The sequence below is a fragment of the Bacteroides sp. B1-V-101 genome (genome assembly GCF_023656585.1).
Classification (GTDB): Bacteria; Bacteroidota; Bacteroidia; order Bacteroidales; family Bacteroidaceae; genus Bacteroides; species Bacteroides thetaiotaomicron.
This window is the reverse complement of the sequence record NZ_JAMOKH010000002.1, coordinates 260,208-283,653: the sequence shown is the minus strand read 5'-3', so window position 1 is coordinate 283,653 and position 23,446 is coordinate 260,208. Positions and strand designations below refer to the sequence as shown.

The window sequence follows — 23,446 nt, the reverse complement described above, 5'->3', positions numbered from 1 at the left end:
TATGATAGACTCCATCAAACAACTCTTGCAACAAGAGGCACAAGCAGTGCTCAATATCCCTGTAACAGACGCTTACGAGAAAGCGGTACAACTGATTGTAGAACAGATACATCAGAAAAAAGGGAAATTAGTAACTTCCGGCATGGGAAAAGCCGGACAGATTGCCATGAACATCGCCACCACCTTCTGCTCCACCGGCATTCCATCGGTCTTCCTGCACCCCAGCGAAGCGCAGCACGGCGACCTCGGCATCTTACAAAAAAACGATTTGCTCCTGCTTATCTCCAACTCCGGCAAAACACGCGAAATCGTGGAACTGACCCGACTGGCACATAATCTGGACCCGGAACTGAAGTTTATCGTTATCACCGGAAATCCCGACAGCCCGCTGGCCAACGAATCAAACGTCTGTCTGAGCACCGGTAAACCTGCCGAAGTTTGTACGTTAGGCATGACTCCTACTACATCGACTACCGCCATGACCGTCATCGGTGACATACTGGTAGTACAGACAATGAAGAAGACAGGATTCACTATCGAAGAATACTCAAAACGCCATCACGGTGGTTATTTGGGCGAAAAATCAAGATCGCTATGCGAAAAGTAATCGGTATCGGAGAAACAATCCTCGATATCATCTTTCGGGGAAACCAGCCTTCCGCAGCCGTACCGGGAGGCTCTGTATTCAACGGCATCGTATCCCTCGGACGAATGGGGATCAAGGTAGGTTTTATCAGTGAAACAGGTAATGACCGGGTAGGAAATATCATTCTGCAATTCATGCGTGAAAATAATATTCCGACGGATCACGTAAATGTCTTCCCGGATGGTAAATCACCTGTATCACTGGCATTCCTCAATGAACAGAGCGATGCTGAATATATCTTCTATAAGGATTATCCCAAGCAACGTCTGGATGTGCTTTATCCTAAGTTAGAGGAAGACGATATCGTCATGGTAGGCTCTTACTATGCGCTGAACCCGGTACTCAGGGAGAAGATTCTGGAACTGCTGGACCAGGCACGCGAGAAGAAAGCAATCATCTACTACGACCCGAACTTCCGCTCTTCACATAAGAACGAAGCAATGAAACTAGCTCCTACGATTATCGAGAATCTGGAATACGCCGATATTGTACGGGGATCGCTGGAAGATTTCTTCTATATGTATGGCTTGCAAGACGTGGACAAGATATATAAAGACAAGATTAAATTCTACTGCCCGCGGTTTATATGCACGGCCGGTGGGGACAAAGTATCACTTCGCACCAATCTGGTCAGCAAAGAATATCCGATAGAACCGCTGGAAGCAGTCAGCACCATCGGTGCCGGAGATAATTTCAATGCGGGATTGATCTACGGATTGCTTAAATATGATGTACGATACCGTGACCTTAATAATCTGAATGAAGAAGTCTGGGACAAAGTAGTTCAGTGCGGGAAAGACTTTGCCGCCGAAGTATGCCGTAGTTTCAGTAATTCAGTATCGGTGGAGTTTGCCGGACAGTACGCATCGAAGTAATTACGGATACAACCATCCCCTAAATTACTATTAACTTTGGCTAATAATCGCAAAGGAATTACCACATCTAACGGTAATTCCTATCTTTGCAGTACATGATTCATCAGACAAAGAAACTATGTACAGAAACCTGTTAAACTGGCTGACCATCCTACTGGTACTTCCGTCATGTTCCGGCACTTCGCCCACTATATCCGTAGTGTGTGAAGAGAACAATGTAGGAAACGCCATTATCAAATGGGAAACAGCACCTATACTGAAAGGACAGGTAAAAGTATATGCTTCCACTTCTCCCGACTTCATTCCCGAAGAAAATCCTGTAGCCACCATCAACATTGCGAAAGGGAAAAAGACCATCGTGACCAATGATCCGTCTCAGCGCTATTACTACCTGATGGTATTCAACAACAGATACCGGGTGAGGGTAGCTGCCCGTAACGTCAATATTCCCGGCATTCAGAACTTCCGTGACCTGGGAGGATACAAGTCTGCAGAAACAGGCAAAGATACCCGCTGGGGAATGCTGTACCGTTCTGCACAGATTGACAGCATTCCATTCTGCTCCCGCCGGGAATTGAAAAACATGGGTATAAGGACTATCATCGATTTGCGTTCGGAAGAAGAACGCCATAACTATCCACAGTTTCATGATGAAGACTTTAACGTCCTGCACCTCCCCATTGCAACAGGAAACATGGAACACATCCTGCAAGACATACGTGATAAGAAAATAGAAACGGATACGATCTATCGTTTAGTAGAGCGAATGAACCGTCAACTGGTCACCAACTACCGCAAGGAATACAAAGAACTGTTCACACTCCTGCTCGACCGCAACAATTATCCCGTCGTCATCCACTGTACTTCAGGCAAAGGACGTACGGGCATTGTTTCAGCACTGGTACTTGCCGCTTTGGGAGTCAATGAAGAAGCCATCATGAAAGACTATCGCCTGAGTAATGACTATTTCAACATCCCCAAAGCCTCCAGATACGCGTATAAACTCCCTATCAACTCGCAGGAAGCCATCACTACAATCTACTCTGCCAAGGAAGACTTCCTGAATGCAGCCAAAGAACAGATTGATGCGGAATACGGCAGCGTACAGGCATATCTAAAAAAAGGAATAGGGCTCTCGGCAGAAGACATCGAACGGTTACGCAGCATTTTATTAATAGATAATGGTTAATGGAAAATGGAGAATGCTATGCAGGCAGCAATAATTATCCATTATCCATTATTCATTATTCATTATTTTTCTCTATCTTTGCGCCCGAAATAAAAGATATACAGAGATTTAATGAAGACATTTGAAGAGCTTGGCGTTTCTCCGGAGATACGTAAAGCAATTGAAGAGATGGGATATGAGAATCCCATGCCGGTACAAGAGGAAGTGATTCCGTACCTTTTAGGAGAAAATAACGATGTAGTAGCTCTTGCACAAACTGGAACAGGTAAAACAGCCGCATTCGGCCTGCCTCTGCTCCAACAGATTGACGTAAAGAACAGGGTTCCCCAGTCACTAATACTTTGCCCCACCCGTGAGCTATGCCTCCAGATAGCGGGCGATCTGAACGATTACTCAAAATACATTGACGGACTGAAAGTACTGCCAGTTTACGGCGGTTCTTCCATCGACAGCCAGATACGCAGCCTGAAACGCGGCGTACATATCATCGTGGCCACACCGGGACGACTGCTCGACCTGATGGAGCGCAAAACCGTATCTTTATCGACCGTTCACAACATAGTGATGGACGAAGCGGACGAAATGCTGAATATGGGATTCACCGACAGCATCAACGCTATCCTTGCCGATGTCCCCAAAGAACGGAACACCTTGCTCTTCTCGGCAACCATGAGCCCCGAAATCGCCCGCATCTCCAAGAACTACTTGCAGAATGCCAAGGAGATTACCATCGGACGCAAGAACGAAAGTACAAGCAATGTGAAACACGTAGCTTATACCGTACAAGCCAAAGACAAATATGCAGCCCTGAAACGCATTGTTGACTATTACCCGCAAATATATGGTATCATTTTCTGCCGTACCCGTAAAGAAACGCAGGAAATAGCCGATAAATTGATGCAGGAAGGCTATAACGCAGATTCACTGCACGGAGAACTGTCACAGGCTCAGCGCGATGCCGTGATGCAGAAATTCCGCATCCGCAACCTGCAATTACTGGTTGCTACGGACGTTGCCGCACGCGGACTGGACGTAGACGACCTGACACACGTGATCAACTACGGCCTGCCCGATGATACGGAAAGCTACACACATCGTAGCGGACGTACCGGACGTGCCGGAAAGACAGGTACTTCCATCGCTATCATCAACCTGCGCGAAAAAGGAAAGCTGCGTGAGATAGAGCGCATCATCGGCAAGAAGTTTATTGCCGGAGAAATGCCGACAGGCAAGCAGATCTGCGAAAAACAGCTTATCAAAGTGATTGATGAACTGGAAAAGGTGAAGGTAAACGAAGAAGAAATCACGGACTTCATGCCGGAGATTTATCGTAAGCTGGAATGGCTGAGCAAAGAGGATCTGATCAAACGCATGGTATCGCATGAGTTCAATCGTTTTCTGGACTACTACCGCGACCGTGAAGAGATCGAGACTCCGACCGACAGCCGCGAACGTAACACACGTGACAGCCGTGAAAGAGGCAGCCGCAAGGCAGCGCCGGGTTTCACCCGCTTATTCATCAATCTGGGAAAAATGGACAGTTTCTTCCCAAGCGAGCTGATCAGCTTACTGAACAGCAATACACGTGGACGAATCGAGTTGGGACGCATTGACTTGATGAAAAATTTCTCCTTCTTCGAAGTAGAAGAGAAAGAAGCACAAAACGTAGTGAAGGCGTTGAACCGCGCTAACTGGAACGGCCGCAAAGTATCTGTAGAAGTTGCCGGTGAGGAAGCAGGAGAAGGCCGGAGAGGCAGTGGTTCTGCCGAACGCAGAGGAGGAAAACGTCCTTTCGGAAGTTCCTCCGAAAAGCGTGGTGACAGTAGCCGCAACTCACGTTCCGAAAGATCGGACAGAGCACCGCGAGCTGACAGAGCGACTAAAGGCAGTGACAAGACCGACAAGAAAAAAAGAAGCGACAAGCCCAGCCGCGAAGAACGGGGTTACGGAGCACGTGGTCCTAAAAAGACAGACGACTGGCAACAGTTCTTTAAAGATAAAGAGCCTGACTTCAGCGAGGAAGGATGGGCACGCAGAAAGCCGAAAAAGAAGTAACAGGCAAAACAGCCATTATAAGGTGATGTTGGAAAAGAAGAAGATTTAAGGCGTTGATATAGTTTACCTATTCATAACCGATATTGACGTAGCATATTTATTCTCTATCCGACTCTGCTGAAAAATACTGAACTGTTATGCCTAATCTATATTTCAGTTTTTAATAAACTTCTTGATCGTTTATTAGAAACGGTATCCAAGTTTATTAAAAACGATTACATGGCTTTTCGATAGCATTTATCCGAATTTATATAACAAAACAGGCTGCAAACCTCTCAAAAGTTTGCAGCCTGTTTCTTATATACAAGCTACCGAAAAGCCTTCCGAAGCAAGGCATTATCGGTTAAAATGTTGTCATATTATACTATATCAGCACAACAAATGCAGTATAAGGTAAGATATTCTCATTGGTCTAAGTTTTAATTCATTTATTGTAAGGATACAAATATACAACATTAAAAGCCGTTTGTCAAGTCTTCAGGAGTTTTATACGTTCATAGTTCCTCCTCCTTCCTCAGAAGCATCATGAACATCCTTCGTCTTGATATTCCTGTACTGCTTGGGCGTCATCTCGAACTTCTGGGCAAATGCTTTATAGAAAGTCCCCCTGTTCGAGAATCCGGTTTTATCCATAATCTCTTCAATGGAAAGTTGCGTTGTCAGCAACAAGCGTTCTACAATCGTCAGGCGATACTCTCTGATGATGTCGGCAGGAGTCTTCTCCGTGACATTTTTCAGCTTCCGATAGAACTGCCGGGTACTGTATCCTAATGAACTACTCAACAATTCCACTGATAAATCCGTATTCTGTATATGACTATCAATAATCTGCATCATCTTCTCGAAGAAGGATTTATCCTCTTTATGCAGAAAATGACCATCATCCAGTTCAAAAGCACTTAGAACAGAGCTATAATACTCTTTCAGGTCCTCTTCACGCTGTAACAGCCTTCTAACGACTTTCTCGAGATATTCCACATTGAAAGGTTTCGTGATATATGCTTCCGCACCGGATTCAATTCCTCTCGTTTGCTCGTCGATGTTATTCAGTGCCGAAAGCAGTATTAACGGGATACGGCTCAACAGTTTATCCGACTTTATCTTTTTGGCAAACGACATTCCATCCATACCGGGCATCATTACATCCGAAATAATCAAATCCGGTAACTGGATGCCCAACTGCTTCAAGGCTTCCTCTGCGCTGCCTAAAGAGACAACATTGTATGCCCCGACAAATATCTCCGTAACAAACCATAACATAGAAGGGTCATCGTCAATAATCATAATCGTCTGCTTGTTCTTATCAAATTCAACCGACGAATTCTTGAGTTCGACTGCTTGCTCATCTGATGACAAAACCAATTCTTCAGCTACTTTTTCATCTTCATTATCCACCGTAACCTCCATAACAGGCAGCCATACATCAAAAGTAGTCACCTCATTAGGAATACTGGATACCTGAATCTGTCCATTCAACAGATTTACCATACTGTGACAAATGGCCAGTCCCAATCCATTTCGCGGAGAAATCCCATTCTTGTTCTGCACTTCGAAATTATCCAGAATCTTATAACGGTCGAATATTTTCGTGAGATCAGCCTCCTTGATTCCTTTTCCCGTATTAGATACCCGAATGCAAAGTTGTTCTCCTTCAATACGCAGCTCTACCGTAATGGAACCATTCTCCGGAGTATATTTGAAAGCGTTAGAAATCAGGTTATTTACAATTTTACTCAGACAGCTGACATCCGTATTCCAAAAAACTCCATCTTCTATCTGCAATCGATAGTTCAGTTTCCGGCTTTCCGCCAGCTCTCCGAATGATTCGGCAATAGTCCGTATCTGTTCTGTGACAGGAACATGTTTTATCTTCAAAATCTTGTTCCCCGTCTCCAGTCGGCGGAACTCAATCAGTTCCAATATCAGCGCATTCAGTTTCAACGCATTCTGCTGAATCATGGAAGCATACTTCCGGACATAACTGTCTACCCGGCTATAAGAAAGGATTTTTTCACACGGACCGTTGATCAATGTCAACGGAGTACAAAATTCATGGGTAATGTTAGTAAAGAAACGCAATTTCGATTCATACAGTTCTTCGCGCTGCTGGCGGTTCATTTCCTCGATCATAACATTCCGCTTTCTGCGATAACGTTTTATCACCATCCGGATAGCTCCTGCAATTACCCCGGCTAATAATAAGAAATAGACAATATAAGCACAAGTAGTCATATACCAGGGAGGAGTGATACGGATCAATAATGAATAAGGTTCACTCTCTTTCCCTGTTATATTACTTCGGTACTTCACTAGCAAGGTGTATTCTCCAGGAGATAGATTAGAGAAAACCGCCACCGTAGACAATCCGTTCTCAATCCAACTATCGCTCAAACCGTCTATCTTATAAGAGTAAGTATAATTGTTCCCGTTAATGTAATCGACAGCAATAAATGAAAGGTTAAAGAAGTTCTGACTATAGTCCAGCACCAAAGTTTCTTGCTTCGTAGCGCCTTGCAGAAAATCATAAATATTGCACTCTTTACCAAAAATAGAGAGGCGGTTGAAATGCAAAGGAGGCATGTATTCTTCCGAAAGTTGATCATTCTCGCTAATCGTAATGAATCCGTTCGTACCACCAAAAAATAATGTCCCCGTCTGCTGATCCTTGAAGAAAGCACCGTCACTAAACTCAATCACTTCCAGGTCGCCCTGCTGCCGATACGTCTGAACTGTGTTTTCGCGAACATTAAACCTCACCAACCCTTGATTGGTGCTAAGCCACAAGTTATTGTCCCTTCCTTCCAATATGCCGTGAATCGTATTGTTGGGAAAGCCGTCAGTCTCGTTATATACCCTATATTCGCCCTGATAAAGCCGGGTCAATCCGAAACTCGTACCAAACCAGTATCCTTCGTCATTCTTATGAATGGCAAAAATATCATTTACAGTCTGATTCTTCACTACATCGTCAATGCGGCAGGGAGTTAGTTGATTGGTATGCGTATTCATTTTATACGCACCATATCCACGGTTACCAAACCAAATAACCGAATCATTCTCCTGAAAAGAGACAAAGAAATAATTGGAGTTTCTCTTTCCGCCATCCAGTGTAAAGCGACGGGCAGACTTCACTTTAGGTAAAAGTGAAGTAGCATCCAGAATGATTTTCACAATACCTTCACCGGCAGAAACCACCCATAACGTACTATCATTTGTCTCACGGACAGAATGTACATACTTCACCATCTTGCCATCTGCCATGACCGGAAATTCTTGTATCCGCTTTTGTGAATAGGAGTAGTAATTAAGTCCGCTCTCCGTTCCAATCCATAAGAGTTTCCTCCGGCTGGGAGCAAAACTATACACCGAATTGTCCATCAACGGACTATTACTTGCCAGGATCCTTTCTGCCCGAGGCAAAGTTTCCATATCAGGATGGAAATCAAACATCTTTAATATTCCCCCTCCCTTCGTACCTATCCACAATGTCTGATCCTGATCCTGATATAGAGCACGAACCGGATTATCTACCCGATACTCCGGTACATCCAACATGATGTTGTCAATAGAAAACTCATCTGTAAAATACATATAAAGCCCTTGACCGTCAGCGCCCACCCAGATTATATCCTGAAACCGGTCTTTCATAAGACAAAAGATACCGGACTGAACATTTATGGACTGGAGGCTATATTTTACCTTTGAATCCGGCATATACTTTAATTGGATTAATCCACTACTCTTAAAGCCGATAAAATAATCAGTTTTCTGTTTTATAATGGAAGAAACCTCACCCCGACGAAGTATCTCTGCCTCCATATCTGCTATAAAATACGCTTTATGATTATTCAGATCGTATTCATAAAGTGCATAAGTACTGTCTATGAAATAGAGAAAATCGCCATCTACAAACGTCCACAACAACTTTTCCGAATGATTCAGGCAATTACTGGGAACCAGCTTCACTTGATTTCCGTTTTTCTCTATTATATAACTCCGGTTATCATTATCCGAAGAGAATATCCAAAGTACTCCAAAGTTATCAATAGCCATTTGTTGTACTTCCTCAAAATGTATCTTTTTCACATCAAGTTTACAGAAGTCCTTCTGCTCCGGCTGATAATAATAAATGTAGCCATCATCCTTAATAATAAAGAAATCATCTTCGGGACTTATCGCCATACGGTTTATGTATTTAAAGTCTTTGAAGCTTTGTATGGTCTGTCTGCGTGTATCAAAGCGGTCGAGCCCATAATTAGTCTGTATCCAAAGCACATCGTTGTCCGCCTCGATAATCCGTTCGATGAGATTACCGGAGAAACTATGGTGCACATTGGTTGGTTTGTACAATCCCAGATAAGTGCCGTCGTAGATATTCAGCCCATCGCATGAACCGATCCATATCACGCCATGCCTATCCTGACACATCGAAAGAATAGCACTATTGGATAATCCGTTCTTACTGGAAAATTGCCGGAGACTATACGAAGCATTTATGTCTACTCCTATCAAAAGAAAAGAAACCAGTATCAGCAGAACTCTTCTTAAAAGAGTAGTTCTCTTCGTCCATTCATTGTGTTTTTTCATATAGCATTCTCTTGTTTTAAATCAAGACACAAAAATCGACGGAAAGATATGGAAAATCGGGAAAACGTCCAAGAACTGCACAAAAAACATTCTGATCATCTGAAAATTAACATAACAGGAGTACGCTTTTACGACACATATATATATTTTTACGACATTTCATCGAGAAGAGACATTTATGTCATGGGTCCGTACATCATCTTATACTAACCATAATAACTTTGCAGCATCAGACAACGGAATAAGGTAAAAAGCAAAATAAAAAGGATTGTAGTTTGAAATAGGTAATCCACAAACAGGTAGCATATTCAGCTACCTGTATTTTGGAAGGAAAATCTTTAGTTAATAATGAATATTATATAAAATGAAAGCACTGCGTTTTTTACTAATCATAGTTTGTGCCTACTTTTTGGCAAGTTGCGTTTCCACCAAACAGGCAGACTCTAATTCAAATCTGGAGAGAGCCCGGCAAACACTGGATTCACTTTATCTAAATTATTCTGTAAGCAACTCCCATCTGCTTCGTGAAAACTATCCTTTCAACGAACAATATAAAGTCACTTATCTGGCATCGGAAAACCAAACAAACATGCCTAATCAGTTCTCCTATTTATGGCCATATTCAGGTACATTTTCCGCAGTAAACTCATTATTAGAAGCCACCCACGACAAGAAATACCAGCAATTATTAGAAAAACAGGTATTACCCGGCTTGGAAGAATACTTCGATACAGAAAGAACTCCTATTGCTTACTCATCGTATATCCGAACTGCTCCGACCTCCGACCGCTTTTATGACGATAATATCTGGGTAGGCATTGACTTCATCGATATCTATCAGATTACCAAAGAAAAAAAATATTTGGATAAAGCTCAACTCATATGGAATTTCATAGAAAGCGGTACTGATAGTCTGCTAGGAGATGGCATCTATTGGTGTGAACAAAAGAAAGAGTCCAAAAACACTTGTTCAAATGCTCCCGGTTCTGTATTCGCCCTCAAACTATTTAAAGCAACCAATGACAGCCTCTATTTCAAACGGGGAAAAGAATTATATAAATGGACACAAAAGAATCTGCAAGATTCTACAGACTACCTCTATTTTGACAATATCCGTCTTGACGGTAAGATAGGAAAAGCCAAATTTGCCTACAACAGCGGACAAATGATGCAATCGGCTGCCCTACTCTATCAACTGACCAAAAATCCGGATTACCTGAAAGATGCGCAGAGCATTGCCAAAGAATGCTATAATTACTTCTTCACAGACTTTACAACTGACACAGGAGAAAGCCTTAAAATGTTGAAACAAGGAAATATCTGGTTTACTGCTGTCATGTTAAGAGGTTTCATTGAACTTTACCAATTGGACCAAAACAAAACTTTTATCGACGCTTTCAATCAATGCCTATCATATGCTTGGGATAATGCCCGTGATGAAAACGGCTTATTCAGCACAGACCTAACTGGCAATAACAATAATGAGAAGAAGTGGCTGCTAACGCAAGCTGCCATGGTCGAAATGTATAGCCGACTAGCAACTATACAATAAGTACAAATTTAAAACAATAAATAATTAAGGCTATATAATATAAAGGTCTTCCGTCACAACACAGCACAAAATAATAGCTACATAAAAACCAATACTCAAAAGAAAATTAATATGAAACAAAAAAGACTTACGTTTTTACTCCTGTTAATCTCCAACCTTTTTTGTGCATCTGCTCAAAAATGGTATAAACCAGAGATTGATCTAAAAGTTGAAGAGCTACTGAGCCAAATGACAGTAGAAGAAAAACTTGGATATATCGGTGGCATTGACTGGATGTACACTAAAAGCATTGATCGCCTGGGTATTCATCGCATGAGAATGTCCGATGGACCGCAAGGGATAGGCACAAAAGGCAAGTCTACCGCATACCCGGCTACAGTGACACTAGCAGCTACTTGGAACGAGAATCTTGCCTATCAATACGGAAAAGCTTTGGGACGTGATTGCAGAGCAAGAAACATCAATGTCATATTAGGTCCAGCGGTCAATATCTACCGTGCCCCAATGTGTGGACGTAACTTTGAATATATGGGTGAAGATCCGTATTTAACATCCCGTATCTGTGTAGGATACATCAAAGGTGTACAAGATCAAGGTGTCATGGCTACAGTCAAACACTTCGTTGCCAACAACTCCGACTATGACCGTAATAATATCAGTAATGATATTGATGAAAGAACCTTGAATGAGATTTACTTCCCTGCTTATAAAGCTGCCATTCAGGAAGCAGAAGTAGGAGCCATCATGACAAGCTATAACTTGATGAATGGCATCTACACCACTGAAAACCCGTGGCTATTGAAAGAAGTACTCAGAAATCAATGGGGCTTCAAAGGATTAGTGATGTCTGACTGGGGATCGACTCATTACTGTGTTCCAGCTGCAAGAAGCGGATTAGATCTGGAAATGGCAGGAGGAGAAAAGATGAATCCTAAAGATATGGCTTACTATCTTAAAACAGGAGATGTGACTATGGATATGGTTGACGAAAAAGTACGCCACATCTTACGCATACTCATTGCTTTCGGATTCAAGGATGGTACGGAAGCTGACAAAAGTATCGCTCTGGATGACCCTCAATCTGTAGAAACAGCATTAAATGTTGCCAGAGAGGGACTTGTTCTTTTGAAGAATGAAAACAACATTCTTCCTATCAATCCCCAAAAATACAAACATATTATCGTTACCGGCAAAAATGCACATGGATATGTACATGGTGGTGGTAGTGGCGCTGTAGTTCCTTTCCATTATACCAATTTATTCGACGGAATCCAAAAAGAAGGTAAACTGAATAATGTAAAAGTAGAATATATTGATGAACTCGACTTTATGCCGTCCATCATGTATACAGACGACAATCTCAACGAAAAGGGATTTCATGCCGAATACTTCAAGAATATTCACTTCGAAGGAGCCCCTGTGGTAAAACAGACTGAGAAAAAAATCAATTATTCTTGGGCTGCAGGCACAGAATTGGAAGGTATGCCCAAAGATTATTTCTCTGTGAAATGGTACAGTACAATGTGCGTAGACGAAACCGCTGACTATGAGTTCACATTAGGAGGCGACGATGGTTATAAATTGTTTATCAACGACCAACCGATTATTGATGACTGGACGCCCGGAGGTTTCAGAACGACCAATGTTACCAAGACACTAAAAGCCGGTGAAAAATATCATGTACGTGTAGAATACTATCAGCAGGGTGGTGGAGCAGGTATCTGCTTTTTATGGAAACGTAAGAACGAGACTCAGAATAAGTTTGCCGATTACCTGAACAAAGCAGATTTAGTGATTGCCTGCTTCGGTCATAGTTCCGATACAGAAGGAGAAGCAAGCGACCGCACATTCGAACTGCCCGAAGTAGATAAAAAAATGCTGGCCAGCTTATCCGGATGTAAAAAGCCTGTTATCGGTATTGTAAATGCCGGAGGTAATATTGAAATGCAAAAATGGGAACCGTCTTTGAAGGGGCTTATTTGGGGATTTTATGGAGGTCAGGAAGCGGGAACAGCTATCGGCGAAGCTTTATTCGGTAAAGTTAACCCATCAGGAAAATTACCTATGACTTTTGAAAAGAAATGGGAAGACAGCCCCGCTTACAACAGCTATCATGACCCGGATAAAGACAAACATGTAGCATATACGGAAGGAATATTCATCGGCTATCGCGGCTATGACAAATTGAAACGTGAAGTACAATATCCTTTTGGCTACGGATTGTCTTATACCACCTTTAAGCTATCTAATATAGTAGTCTCAAAGCCAAATGCTGATGGAACAGTAGAAGTAACCTGCCGTCTTGCCAACACAGGAAAAAGAGATGGTGCACAAGTCATACAAGCCTATGTGGGCAAAGCAGAAAACAGCCCAGTAGAACGTCCCCAAAAAGAACTGAGAAAATTTGAAAAGATATTCCTGAAAGCCGGAGAATCCACAACTGTCAAGATGACATTACCTAAAGAATCATTTATGTATTTTGATGTCAACAGAACTCAGTTCGTCACTGATCCGGGTATTTACAATATAATGCTTGGCTTCTCCTCTAGAGATATTAAAGCACAAAAAAATATTCAATATACACTATAGATTGCATAATCAATAAGTAACATGAAATATACTTGTATCAAAACTGTAGCAATTTACTTGCTCGCAACCTTACCTTTATTGGCGAACGCCTCAACACACAAGGTAAAAATTACACATAGCGTCATGGTTGGGGACGGAATCGCAAAATTCATCCCGGAAGGCTTCGACGCTCAAAAGATACCTTCTTTTGCAATAGAAAAAGAACCACGCGAACAAGGAGCACTTCCTGCCGACTGGGTACTTGTTCCCGAGTTCTCACTCACGGATGGTAAAGCAAACGCATCATTAACAGTGCCGGAAGGTACAAGCATCTATGGCGGTGGTGAAGTGACCGGTTCACTTCTGAGAAATGGAAAGACCATCAAATTATGGAATACAGACTCAGGAGCTTATGGTGTAGACAAAGGTACTCGTCTGTATCAATCACATCCTTGGATGATGGGAGTGCGAAAGGACGGAACAGCTTTTGGAATTTTATTCGATACTACTTGGAAAGCAGAACTAAGCAGTACAGACGAAAAAATCGAATTAAAAAGTGAAGGAATACCCTTTCGGGTATTCATCATTGACAGGGAATCTCCACAAGCAGTCATTCGCGGACTATCCGAACTGACCGGCACAATGCCAATGATTCCTCGCTGGGCACTAGGTTATCAGCAATGCCGGTTCTCATATTCTCCCGACAGCCGTGTCATTGAAATAGCAGATACTTTCAGACTAAAAAGAATACCATGTGATGTTATCTGGATGGACATTGATTATATGGACGGATACCGCATCTTTACCTTTAATCCGAAAAGTTTTCCGAATCCTAAAGCGGTGAACCGTGATTTGCACATACGTGGATTCCATTCTGCATGGATGATTGACCCGGGAGCAAAAGTTGACCCTAACTATTTCGTATATAAATCGGGAACAGAAAATGACGTTTGGGTGAAAACAGCAGACGGTAAGAACTTCCACGGTGATGCATGGCCGGGAGCAGCAGCATTCCCTGATTTTACTTCTCCTAAAGTAAACAAATGGTGGAGAAACTTATATAAAGATTTTCTAGCACAAGGAGTAGATGGCGTATGGAATGATGTTAACGAACCCCAGATCAATGATACGCCCAACAAAACAATGCCGGAAGACAACCTGCATCGTGGAGGAGGAAAGCTTCCGGCAGGTACACATCTTCAGTATCATAATGTATATGGCTTCCTGATGGTTAAAGCATCCAGGGAAGGTATACTGGATGCTCGTCCAGAAAAACGTCCTTTCATTCTGACACGTTCCAACTTCCTTGGGGGACAACGTTATGCCGCTACATGGACTGGCGACAACGGTTCTTGCTGGGATCATCTAAAAATGTCAGTTCCCATGTCATTAACATTGGGATTATCCGGTCAACCGTTTAGTGGTGCAGATATAGGCGGTTTCTTATTCAATGCTGATGCTGACTTATTCGGCAACTGGATTGGTTTCGGTGCCTTTTATCCTTTCGCACGTGGTCATGCTTGCGCCGGAACAAACAACAAGGAACCATGGGTATTTGGACAAAAAGTAGAAGATGCCTCACGCATCGCTTTGGAACGTAGATATATACTACTACCCTACTTTTATACACTCTTACACGAAGCCTCAACTAATGGCATGCCTATCATGCGTCCTGTCTTCTTCTCCGACCCTAAAGACTTGTCACTGAGAGCAGAGGAAGAAGCTTTCCTTGTCGGTGATAATTTACTTATCATTCCAGCATTTGCTAATCAACCGGCACTTCCGAAAGGGATCTGGAAAGAACTGTCACTTGTAGAAGGAGATCAGAATGATAAATATCAGGCAAAAATGAAGATTCGTGGGGGAGCTATCATTCCGACTGGAAAAATAATTCAGAACACTACAGAAAATTCATTAGATCCTCTGACATTACTAGTGTGTCTGGACGAACAGGGCAAAGCTTCCGGAAATATGTATTGGGATGCGGGAGATGGTTGGTCTTACAAAAAAGGGGACTATAGCCTGCTACAATTTGTCGCAGAGCGAAATGGTGATAAAGTGACTGTAAAGCTAACAAAGAAAACCGGAAAATACAACACTGAGAATAAAGACATGGCAGTGATTAAAATTATAACAGATCAAGGCATACGTCAAGCCAGTGGAAATCTAGTGGAAGGCATTGAAATAAGACTATAAAAAAGCACTATACTTTGTTTGGAAACCTAAAAAAAAGTTTTATGAAAAAAGAGCACATGAAAAAGCAATATCCCCATTGGTGCGGGGTATTGCTACTGTATCTGATGGCATGTATTAGTAGTTGCCAAGACGACAAAATCAGTTCTAGCGGATATGATCCGTCTAAACCTGTTGTTTTTACAGATTTCTCTCCAAGTCAGGGAAGTCTCCGTACTCAGCTCCATATCTACGGTGAGAACTTCGGAAACGACCCATCAAAAATTTATATTACTGTAGGAGGGCGAACTACCACTACAATTGGCTGTAACAATAATGAAATTTATTGTATGATACCCCCAAAAGCTTTTGATGGAAATATAAAAATATCTATCGAAAGTGCTGATGGGACGTCTTCACCCATAGAATATGAATTTGAGAGACGTTTCCAATATGTATCTCAAACTTCAGTAGGTACATTAGTAGGAAACGAAGATGAACAAGGCAATTCTTCTGATGTAGATGGAGATTTTGAAAACGCAAGGTTCGGAAATGCAGAATGGTTGTTAATGGATACATTCGGAATACAAAAATGCTTGATCGTTAATGGTTTTAAAGGACCTATCCGGAGAATCAATCTGGAAACTCAAGAAGTATCCACACTTATGACTGAAGGGCAAGGATTGTTTGGAGGTATGTACTACATGTGTTTCGATGCGACTGGAGACACTTTATTTGTATCAGACGACCACGGACAAAGTAACAAAGACCGAAGAGAGATTGCCTACCTGCTACGCTCTGAAGACTTCCGAAGAGCAAGACCTTATGTTTATGACCGTACTGGATATAGTTGCGCTTATCAACCTTTGACAAAAACTCTATATTATACCGTTTATTGGCAGGGAACTATTGACAAAGCCGTTTTTGACCCGACAACACAAGGAATGGTAGCAAAAGAAGTATTCCCAACATATGAAAGCAGGAATGAACATGCCTACCTAACAGTACACCCTGAAGGTAAATATATGTATATTACAGGAGCAAATTGCCTTTATAAATCCATGTTCAATCCAGAAACAAAAGAATTCCAAAAGCCAACAATGTTTGCCGGTTCTGAAGGAGCCAGTGATTGGGTAGACTCTCCCGGTACATCAGGGCGTTTCGTATGGCCTTATCAAGGCACATTTGTAAAAAACAAGGATTACATAGAAGCTGGTAAATCAGATATTTACGATTTTTATCTTTGTGATAGAAACGGACATTGCATCCGTAAAATAACTCCTGACGGTATCATCTCGACTTATGCCGGCAGAGGTAGTGTATCTTCTGATGGACGAGTAAACGGATACATAGACGGCGAGCTACGCACAGAAGCACGTTTCGACAGTCCTTGTGGGATCGCTTATGATGAAGAAACACAAACATTCTATATAGCAGATAGAGAAAACCATCGAATTCGCACAATTTCTGTAGAATAAACTATAAAAACACATTTCGAATGAAAAAATATATTTTAAGTTTGTTTTTTCTAATTAGCTGTGTGCTTAACACATACGCACATACAGAAAAACAACAACAAGAAAAAATAGAAATCAGCGGCATTGTTCTGGATCAGAATAAAGAGCCACTTGTCGGAGTAAACGTTTCCGTAAAAGACATACCCGGACTAGGTGCTATTACAGATATAAACGGTAAGTTTAAAATAAAGGTTGAACCTTATCAATGGTTAGTATTCACTTTTATAGGATTTGATAAACAAGAAATACTTGTTAAAGAACAAAAGAGCATCAATGTCATTATGCAAGAAGCAAAAGCAACTGCTATCGACGAGGTTGTTATCACAGGAACAGGCGCACAGAAAAAAATTACAATGACTGGAGCGGCTACTACAGTAGATGTAAATACACTGAGAACTTCCACTTCAAGCATTACAAATGCGTTGGCTGGTAATGTAGCAGGTATAATGGCACGCCAAACATCTGGACAGCCAGGCAATAATATATCTGAATTTTGGATTCGTGGAATTTCTACTTTTGGTGCAGGTTCGGGTGCACTAGTATTAATTGATGGATTCGAAAGAGACATGAATGAGATCAATATTGAAGATATTGAATCATTTACTGTATTAAAAGATGCCTCTGCAACAGCAATATACGGTTCACGTGGAGCAAATGGGGTTGTATTGATTACTACTAAACGTGGTAAATCAGGTAAGGTTCAAATCGATGCAAAGGTTGAAACTACTTACAACACACGTACATATACCCCCGAACTTGTTGATGGCTATACCTATGCCAACTTAATGAATGAAGCACGTACTACTCGTAATAAGGAAGCATTCTTCTCTGATGAAAAGCTATACATACTCCGCAACGGATTGGACAAAGACTTATACCCCAATGTAGATTGGATGGATGTACTCTTAAAAAAAGGGGCACCAACTTATCGAGCAACTTTAAATCTGAACGGTGGTGGCTCGCTTGCCCGTTATTATGTATCTGTTAGTTACGTAGACGAAGGAGGTATGTATAAAGTGGACGAAGGATTAAAAGACTATAACACCAATGCAAATTACAGACGTTGGAATTACCGTCTCAACGTAGATATGGATATCACAAAGTCCACCTTATTGAAAGTAGGAGTCGCAGGTTCACTAGATAAAAAAAACGAACCAGGAATGGCAGGAAACATTTGGGCATCAGCCATGCGCAACAATCCTATCTCAGTTCCTGTGATGTATTCCAACGGATACGTTCCTGCCTACGGTTCGGAGAATGATCAACTCAATCCGTGGGTAGCCGCTACACAAACCGGTTATCAAGAAACATGGAACAATAAGTTGCAAGCCAATGCTACTTTAGAACAAAGCCTCAACTTTATTACAAAAGGATTAAAATTTATTGGCCGTTACGGATTTGACACAAACAACTATCAGTGGATAAACCGTAAAAAATTCCCTGAAATGTGGAGAGCAGAACAAAATCGTGCTTCTGACGGAAGTTTAGTCATGAAAAAAATCAAAGACGAACAACTAATGACACAAGAATCATCTTCTAACGGAAATCGTAAGGAATATCTAGAAGCCGAACTGCATTATGACCGTACCTTTGGAGACCACATTGTTGGAGCAGTATTTAAATATTCTCAAGACAAAACGATAGATACCTCTCAGAATGGAAATGATATTATGCAAGGTATTGATAAACGCCATCAAGGACTTGCTGGACGCTTCACCTATGGATGGAAATACCGTTATTTCTTCGATTTCAACTTTGGGTATAACGGTTCCGAAAACTTTGCACCGGGACATCAGTATGGCTTTTTCCCAGCTTATTCTGCAGCATGGAATATTGCAGAAGAACCTATCATCAAAAAACATTTGAAATGGATGAATATGTTCAAACTCCGTTATTCATATGGCAAAGTCGGCAATGACGTCGTAGGAGACAATGACCAGCGTTTCCCCTATTTATCTACCTTCGGTGCCAGTGGGGGATTTAATTATGCAGACATCGGACAAAAATATGAATTTACAGGTTTAAGCTACACACATTACGCTACTACAGCCGTAACATGGGAAATAGCAACTAAACATGATATTGGTATCGACTTCTCTTTATGGGACGATAAGTTCACTGGGACAATTGACTATTTCCACGAACAACGTGACGGTATTTACCAACAACGTAATTTCATTCCCATTTCTGTTGGTCTGAACGGAGCTATGAGAATATCTACCAATATTGGCTCTGTTTTATCCAAAGGATTTGATGGAAATTTCGGATTCAAACAACGTATCGGAGATGTGAACCTCACTTTACGTGGCAACTTCACCTATAGCAAAAGCGAAATTTTGGAATATGACGAAGAATATAGCAACTACCCATACAAAAGCCAGAGAGGTTTCCGAGTTGATCAAACCCGTGGACTTATCGCATTGGGACTATTTAAAGATTATGATGATATACGCAATAGCCCCAAACAATCTTGGGGAGATGTAATGCCAGGTGATATCAAATACGCAGACGTAAACGGTGATGGTTATGTAAATGATAATGATATAGTTCCTATTGGAGCTACAACACGTCCAAACTTAGTTTATGGCTTCGGTCTCTCCGGACAATGGAAAGGTATTGACATTAATGTTTTATTCCAAGGATCTGGAAAGTCTACTTTTTGCATTGATGGTCCCACTGTATATCCATTTGAAAATGGAGACTGGGGAAACATTCTAACTGATGTAGTAAAATCAAACCGTTGGATATTAGGTGAAAATGAAGATCCAAATGCTAAATATCCTCGTTTGAGCTATGGAGGAAACAGCAATAACTATCGCGCCTCCACTTATTGGTTGCGTAATGGTTCTTACCTACGTTTGAAAAATTTAGAGATAGGATATACAATACCAAAAAGTCTTGTTAATAAAATGCATTTAAATAACATCCGTATTTATTTTATGGGTACCAATTTAGTTACCTTCTCCAGTTTCAAACTTTGGGATCCTGAATTAGGTAGCAGTAATGGACAAAAATATCCACTGTCTAAATCATATACTTTAGGATTAACTATCAATATCTAATATCAAAGACATGAAAAAGAAACATATATTATTAGCCATTGCGTTCAGTATTGGACTAGGAGTTAGTTTATCTTCCTGTTCAGACTATCTAAGTGTAGAACGTTTCTTCAACGACCGACAAAGTGAAGAAAAAATCTTCAAAAGTAAACAATTTACTGAAGAATGGTTAGCTAAATGCTATGGGCTTTTAAATGGTTCGAATATAGAATACGGACTTATCAAATTTACACTCTCCAATTATTCGGACGATATTATTTTTAATGAAAGCGATGGTGCTGTAAATTACAACGCTCTTAAATTTGGACAATATGATAACGGTTGGGTAAATGACTCTTATATCCGTTGTTATGAAGGTGTACGCCAAGCTTCCATCATGATCAATAATGTAGATATTAACGAAGAATTGACAAAAGAAGAGATCTTAGACAAAAAGGCACAAGCCCGTTTCTTAAGAGCTTACTTCTATTGGTTACTACTTAGAAGATATGGTCCAGTACCCTTAATTCCTGATGAAACAATCAGTATTGATGAAACATATATAGGCATGTCCTGTCCAAGAGCTACATATGATGAAGTAGTAGACTATATTGATAAAGAGATGATACTTGCAGCTAACGATCTGCCTGACAGACGAGACAGACAAAATATTGCGCGGGCAACAAAGGGCGCAGCACTAGCTGTACGTGCAAAAGTTTTATTATACTCCGCTAGTCCACTCAATAATCCATTACCAAATGATCCCGATAAGTTTACAGACTTTGTTGATGATCAAGGCCGTATATTAATGTCACAAACATATGATGAAAGTAAATGGGCAAGAGCCGCTGCAGCAGCAAAAGATGTAATTAATTTAGGTCGTTATGAGTTACATATCGCAGACTATCAAGATAAAGGAGACAATACTTATCCAGCTACAGTTAAGCCTCCATACAACGCAAAATATTCTACCAAAAACTTTCCTGATGGGTGGGCAAATATCGATCCGTTTGAATCATATCGTTCGATTTTTAACGGAGATTTATATGCAAATGAAAATGAAGAATTAATCTTTACTCGTGGTAATAACTCTTTAGCAGATCAAGTGAATTATCTCGTCAGAAATCAAATGCCGACCTTTGCAGGAGGAGAGAATCGTCATGGTTTAACCGCTAAACAATGTGATGCTTACGATATGGCAAATGGTGACGCCTTTAATTTGCAACATTTCTTGGACACTTGCGACGCAAGTAAACGTTTTGTTACCGAAGATGAATACAAAGCAGGAAAATATCCGCAGCTTCGCCCGAATGTATGGAAAGAATATGCCAACCGAGAACCGCGCTTTTATGCCAGTGTAGCATTTAGCGGTGCTTTTTGGCCATTTGCCAGTGCCAAAGATGCAGAATATCGTAACCAACAAATATGGTATTACAGAGGCAACAAAGAAGGACGCAAAAACGGATCTGATAAATGGATACCAACTGGAATTGGAATGATGAAATTCATCAATCCAAATGATTGTAATACAAATAATGGAAAGATCTATGATAAAGTAGATGTCGCAATTCGCTATGCCGATATTCTTTTGATGTATGCAGAAGCTTTAAATGAACTTACTCCAGGTAATAGTTATGAGGTAACAAACTGGCAAGGAGAAACGATGGTAGTTTCACGCAATACGGAAGAAATGAGTAAAGCAGTCTCAAGAGTTCGTATTCGTGCCGGAATGCCAGATTATGAACAGGAAGTATATAACGACCAAACATTATTCCGCAAAAAATTAATGCATGAACGACAAGTTGAGTTTATGGGAGAGAACCAGCGCTACCACGATTTAAGACGCTGGAAAAATGTAGCTATCGAGGAATCGGAGCAGATCTACGGTTGCAATGTATTAATGACAGAAGCTACTAAAGAAAGATTCTATGAACGTGTAAGAGTCGAGAATCTACAAGCCAACTTCTCACGTAAAATGTACTTCTGGCCTATTCTGGAAAGAGAGCTACAGTGGAATAGACGGATGACACAAGCTCCTGGCTGGGAAACTTTCGATTAATATAAAAAGAAGATAAAAATGAAAAGAAGAATAATTTATATAGTTACAATGTTTGCTGCACTATCTTTCTTTAGTGCATGTAATGACGAATGGAAAGACGAACTTTATTCACATATGATCTCCTTGAAAGCACCTATAGGCAGTGAAGAGGTGTCTGATATCTATGTACGATACAAACCTAACGGAGAAGTTGTATATGATCTCCCGGTGCTAGTCAGCGGATCAACCCCATTAGATAGAGACTTGAATGTTCGTATTGCTGTGGACCCAGACACGCTGGTTGCTCTAAATCTAGCCAACTACCATGAGTTGAGAAAAGATTTATGGTATGAATTATTACCTGAGCAAAACTATGAATTTACAGCACCTACCTGCTATATGCCTGCAGGCACAAGAAAGGAATTATTCCCTATCAAATTTAAGTTTTCTGGACTAAACCTGTCAAAAGAATGGGTATTACCTCTGACCGTTGAAGAAGATCCTTCATATGTGACCAATAAACGGAAAGGCTGGCGTAAAGCATTACTCCATGTTTTGCCATATAATGATTACTCAGGCAATTATTCTGCAACAGCAATGAATATTTATTTTGCTGGCTCTAATGACGATCCATTAGTAGTTGATAATCGAAGAGCACACGTCGTTGATGAAAATACAGTATTTCTCTATGTCGGAACGAAGGAAGATAACTCAATCGACCGGGAAACTTACAAAATTAATGTCAAGTTCGAAAAACCTATAGAAGAAACTGAAACAAAAAAAACAGGTAATCTGACAATAACAGCTACCAACCCGGCAATAAATTTCCAAATAATAGGTAATCCTACCTATGAGATTTGGGATGAAATGGATACAAATCAGCCTTATCTATTGCATCGTTATCATGTATTAAGAATGGAATATAGTTATGATGACGTAACCTCATCCAATGTTCCTACTTCGTACAGAGCTAGCGGTTCATTGCTCATGGAACGAAAGATTAATACTCTAATACCAGACCAAGATCAAGCTATTCAATGGTAAAAATGCAATATTATATCCCTACTCAATGAAATATATCAAGTCAATGGTTTGATTCTATACTAAGGAGCATTTAAACTATATGCTCAATCTGATTGGAGAAAGAATAATTATTGCCAAATAAAAAGTGACACTTAGCTTAGTTAGCAACTTCGCTATAAGTGTCAC

Annotated in this window: 12 protein-coding genes; 11 read left to right on the top strand and 1 reads right to left on the bottom strand. The window is 41.0% G+C overall.

What is annotated here, in order from left to right; all coding sequences use genetic code 11:
- The first annotated feature begins 1 nt into the window (after window position 1).
- The 4 genes from NBH01_RS02695 (at window position 2) to NBH01_RS02680 (ending at window position 4,765) form a co-directional block, all read left to right on the top strand.
- The gene (locus NBH01_RS02695) at window positions 2-607 is read left to right on the top strand and encodes an SIS domain-containing protein (protein ID WP_008762908.1); all 606 of its coding nucleotides are present in this window, start codon (window positions 2-4) and stop codon (window positions 605-607) included.
- A complete protein-coding gene (locus tag NBH01_RS02690) occupies window positions 595-1,521 on the top strand; it encodes a carbohydrate kinase family protein (protein WP_008762907.1) in 927 nt (308 codons plus the stop codon). The genes NBH01_RS02695 and NBH01_RS02690 overlap by 13 nt, the downstream gene beginning before the upstream one ends.
- A gap of 118 nt (window positions 1,522-1,639) precedes the next feature.
- Entirely contained in the window at window positions 1,640-2,710 is a 1,071-nt protein-coding gene (locus NBH01_RS02685) for a tyrosine-protein phosphatase (RefSeq protein ID WP_008767522.1), read from the top strand.
- 111 nt (window positions 2,711-2,821) lie between these two features.
- Window positions 2,822-4,765, top strand: coding sequence for a DEAD/DEAH box helicase (locus NBH01_RS02680; protein ID WP_008762906.1), 1,944 nt, complete (start codon window positions 2,822-2,824; stop codon window positions 4,763-4,765).
- A gap of 486 nt (window positions 4,766-5,251) precedes the next feature.
- On the opposite strand, the gene NBH01_RS02675 is transcribed toward NBH01_RS02680, so the two are convergent.
- Entirely contained in the window at window positions 5,252-9,352 is a 4,101-nt protein-coding gene (locus NBH01_RS02675; RefSeq protein WP_016269244.1) for a hybrid sensor histidine kinase/response regulator transcription factor, read from the bottom strand.
- Window positions 9,353-9,716: 364 nt separating this feature from the next.
- Between NBH01_RS02675 and NBH01_RS02670 the strand changes: the two genes are divergently transcribed.
- From NBH01_RS02670 to NBH01_RS02640, 7 genes are all read left to right on the top strand, one after another.
- Complete coding sequence (locus NBH01_RS02670) at window positions 9,717-10,904, top strand: glycoside hydrolase family 76 protein (protein ID WP_055300064.1); 1,188 nt, start codon at window positions 9,717-9,719, stop codon at window positions 10,902-10,904.
- A gap of 111 nt (window positions 10,905-11,015) precedes the next feature.
- Window positions 11,016-13,493, top strand: coding sequence for a glycoside hydrolase family 3 C-terminal domain-containing protein (locus NBH01_RS02665; RefSeq protein WP_011108750.1), 2,478 nt, complete (start codon window positions 11,016-11,018; stop codon window positions 13,491-13,493).
- Between the two features lie 21 nt (window positions 13,494-13,514).
- Window positions 13,515-15,668 (top strand): TIM-barrel domain-containing protein, encoded by a 2,154-nt coding sequence (locus tag NBH01_RS02660; protein WP_008762902.1) that lies wholly within the window; start codon window positions 13,515-13,517, stop codon window positions 15,666-15,668.
- A 41-nt stretch (window positions 15,669-15,709) separates the two neighbouring features.
- Window positions 15,710-17,122: an IPT/TIG domain-containing protein gene (locus NBH01_RS02655; protein WP_008762901.1), complete on the top strand. Its 1,413-nt coding sequence runs from the start codon at window positions 15,710-15,712 to the stop codon at window positions 17,120-17,122.
- 20 nt (window positions 17,123-17,142) lie between these two features.
- Window positions 17,143-20,223 (top strand): SusC/RagA family TonB-linked outer membrane protein, encoded by a 3,081-nt coding sequence (locus NBH01_RS02650; protein ID WP_008767514.1) that lies wholly within the window; start codon window positions 17,143-17,145, stop codon window positions 20,221-20,223.
- Window positions 20,224-20,233: 10 nt separating this feature from the next.
- Window positions 20,234-22,258: a RagB/SusD family nutrient uptake outer membrane protein gene (locus NBH01_RS02645; RefSeq protein WP_074857616.1), complete on the top strand. Its 2,025-nt coding sequence runs from the start codon at window positions 20,234-20,236 to the stop codon at window positions 22,256-22,258.
- 18 nt (window positions 22,259-22,276) lie between these two features.
- Window positions 22,277-23,281 carry a DUF4973 domain-containing protein gene (locus NBH01_RS02640; protein WP_250699961.1) on the top strand — a complete coding sequence of 335 codons (1,005 nt, stop codon included), beginning with the start codon at window positions 22,277-22,279 and terminating at the stop codon, window positions 23,279-23,281.
- Window positions 23,282-23,446: the final 165 nt, after the last annotated feature.

Bases quoted from the DNA above. Each gene is read 5' to 3' on its own strand.
- NBH01_RS02665 (WP_011108750.1), top strand. From the start codon at position 11,016: ATGAAACAAAAAAGACTTACGTTTTTACTCCTGTTAATCTCCAACCTT.
- NBH01_RS02675 (WP_016269244.1), bottom strand. From the start codon at position 9,352: ATGAAAAAACACAATGAATGGACGAAGAGAACTACTCTTTTAAGAAGA.
- NBH01_RS02695 (WP_008762908.1), top strand. From the start codon at position 2: ATGATAGACTCCATCAAACAACTCTTGCAACAAGAGGCACAAGCAGTG.
- NBH01_RS02685 (WP_008767522.1), top strand. From the start codon at position 1,640: ATGTACAGAAACCTGTTAAACTGGCTGACCATCCTACTGGTACTTCCG.
- NBH01_RS02650 (WP_008767514.1), top strand. From the start codon at position 17,143: ATGAAAAAATATATTTTAAGTTTGTTTTTTCTAATTAGCTGTGTGCTT.
- NBH01_RS02640 (WP_250699961.1), top strand. From the start codon at position 22,277: ATGAAAAGAAGAATAATTTATATAGTTACAATGTTTGCTGCACTATCT.
- NBH01_RS02670 (WP_055300064.1), top strand. From the start codon at position 9,717: ATGAAAGCACTGCGTTTTTTACTAATCATAGTTTGTGCCTACTTTTTG.
- NBH01_RS02660 (WP_008762902.1), top strand. From the start codon at position 13,515: ATGAAATATACTTGTATCAAAACTGTAGCAATTTACTTGCTCGCAACC.
- NBH01_RS02655 (WP_008762901.1), top strand. From the start codon at position 15,710: ATGAAAAAAGAGCACATGAAAAAGCAATATCCCCATTGGTGCGGGGTA.
- NBH01_RS02680 (WP_008762906.1), top strand. From the start codon at position 2,822: ATGAAGACATTTGAAGAGCTTGGCGTTTCTCCGGAGATACGTAAAGCA.
- NBH01_RS02690 (WP_008762907.1), top strand. From the start codon at position 595: ATGCGAAAAGTAATCGGTATCGGAGAAACAATCCTCGATATCATCTTT.
- NBH01_RS02645 (WP_074857616.1), top strand. From the start codon at position 20,234: ATGAAAAAGAAACATATATTATTAGCCATTGCGTTCAGTATTGGACTA.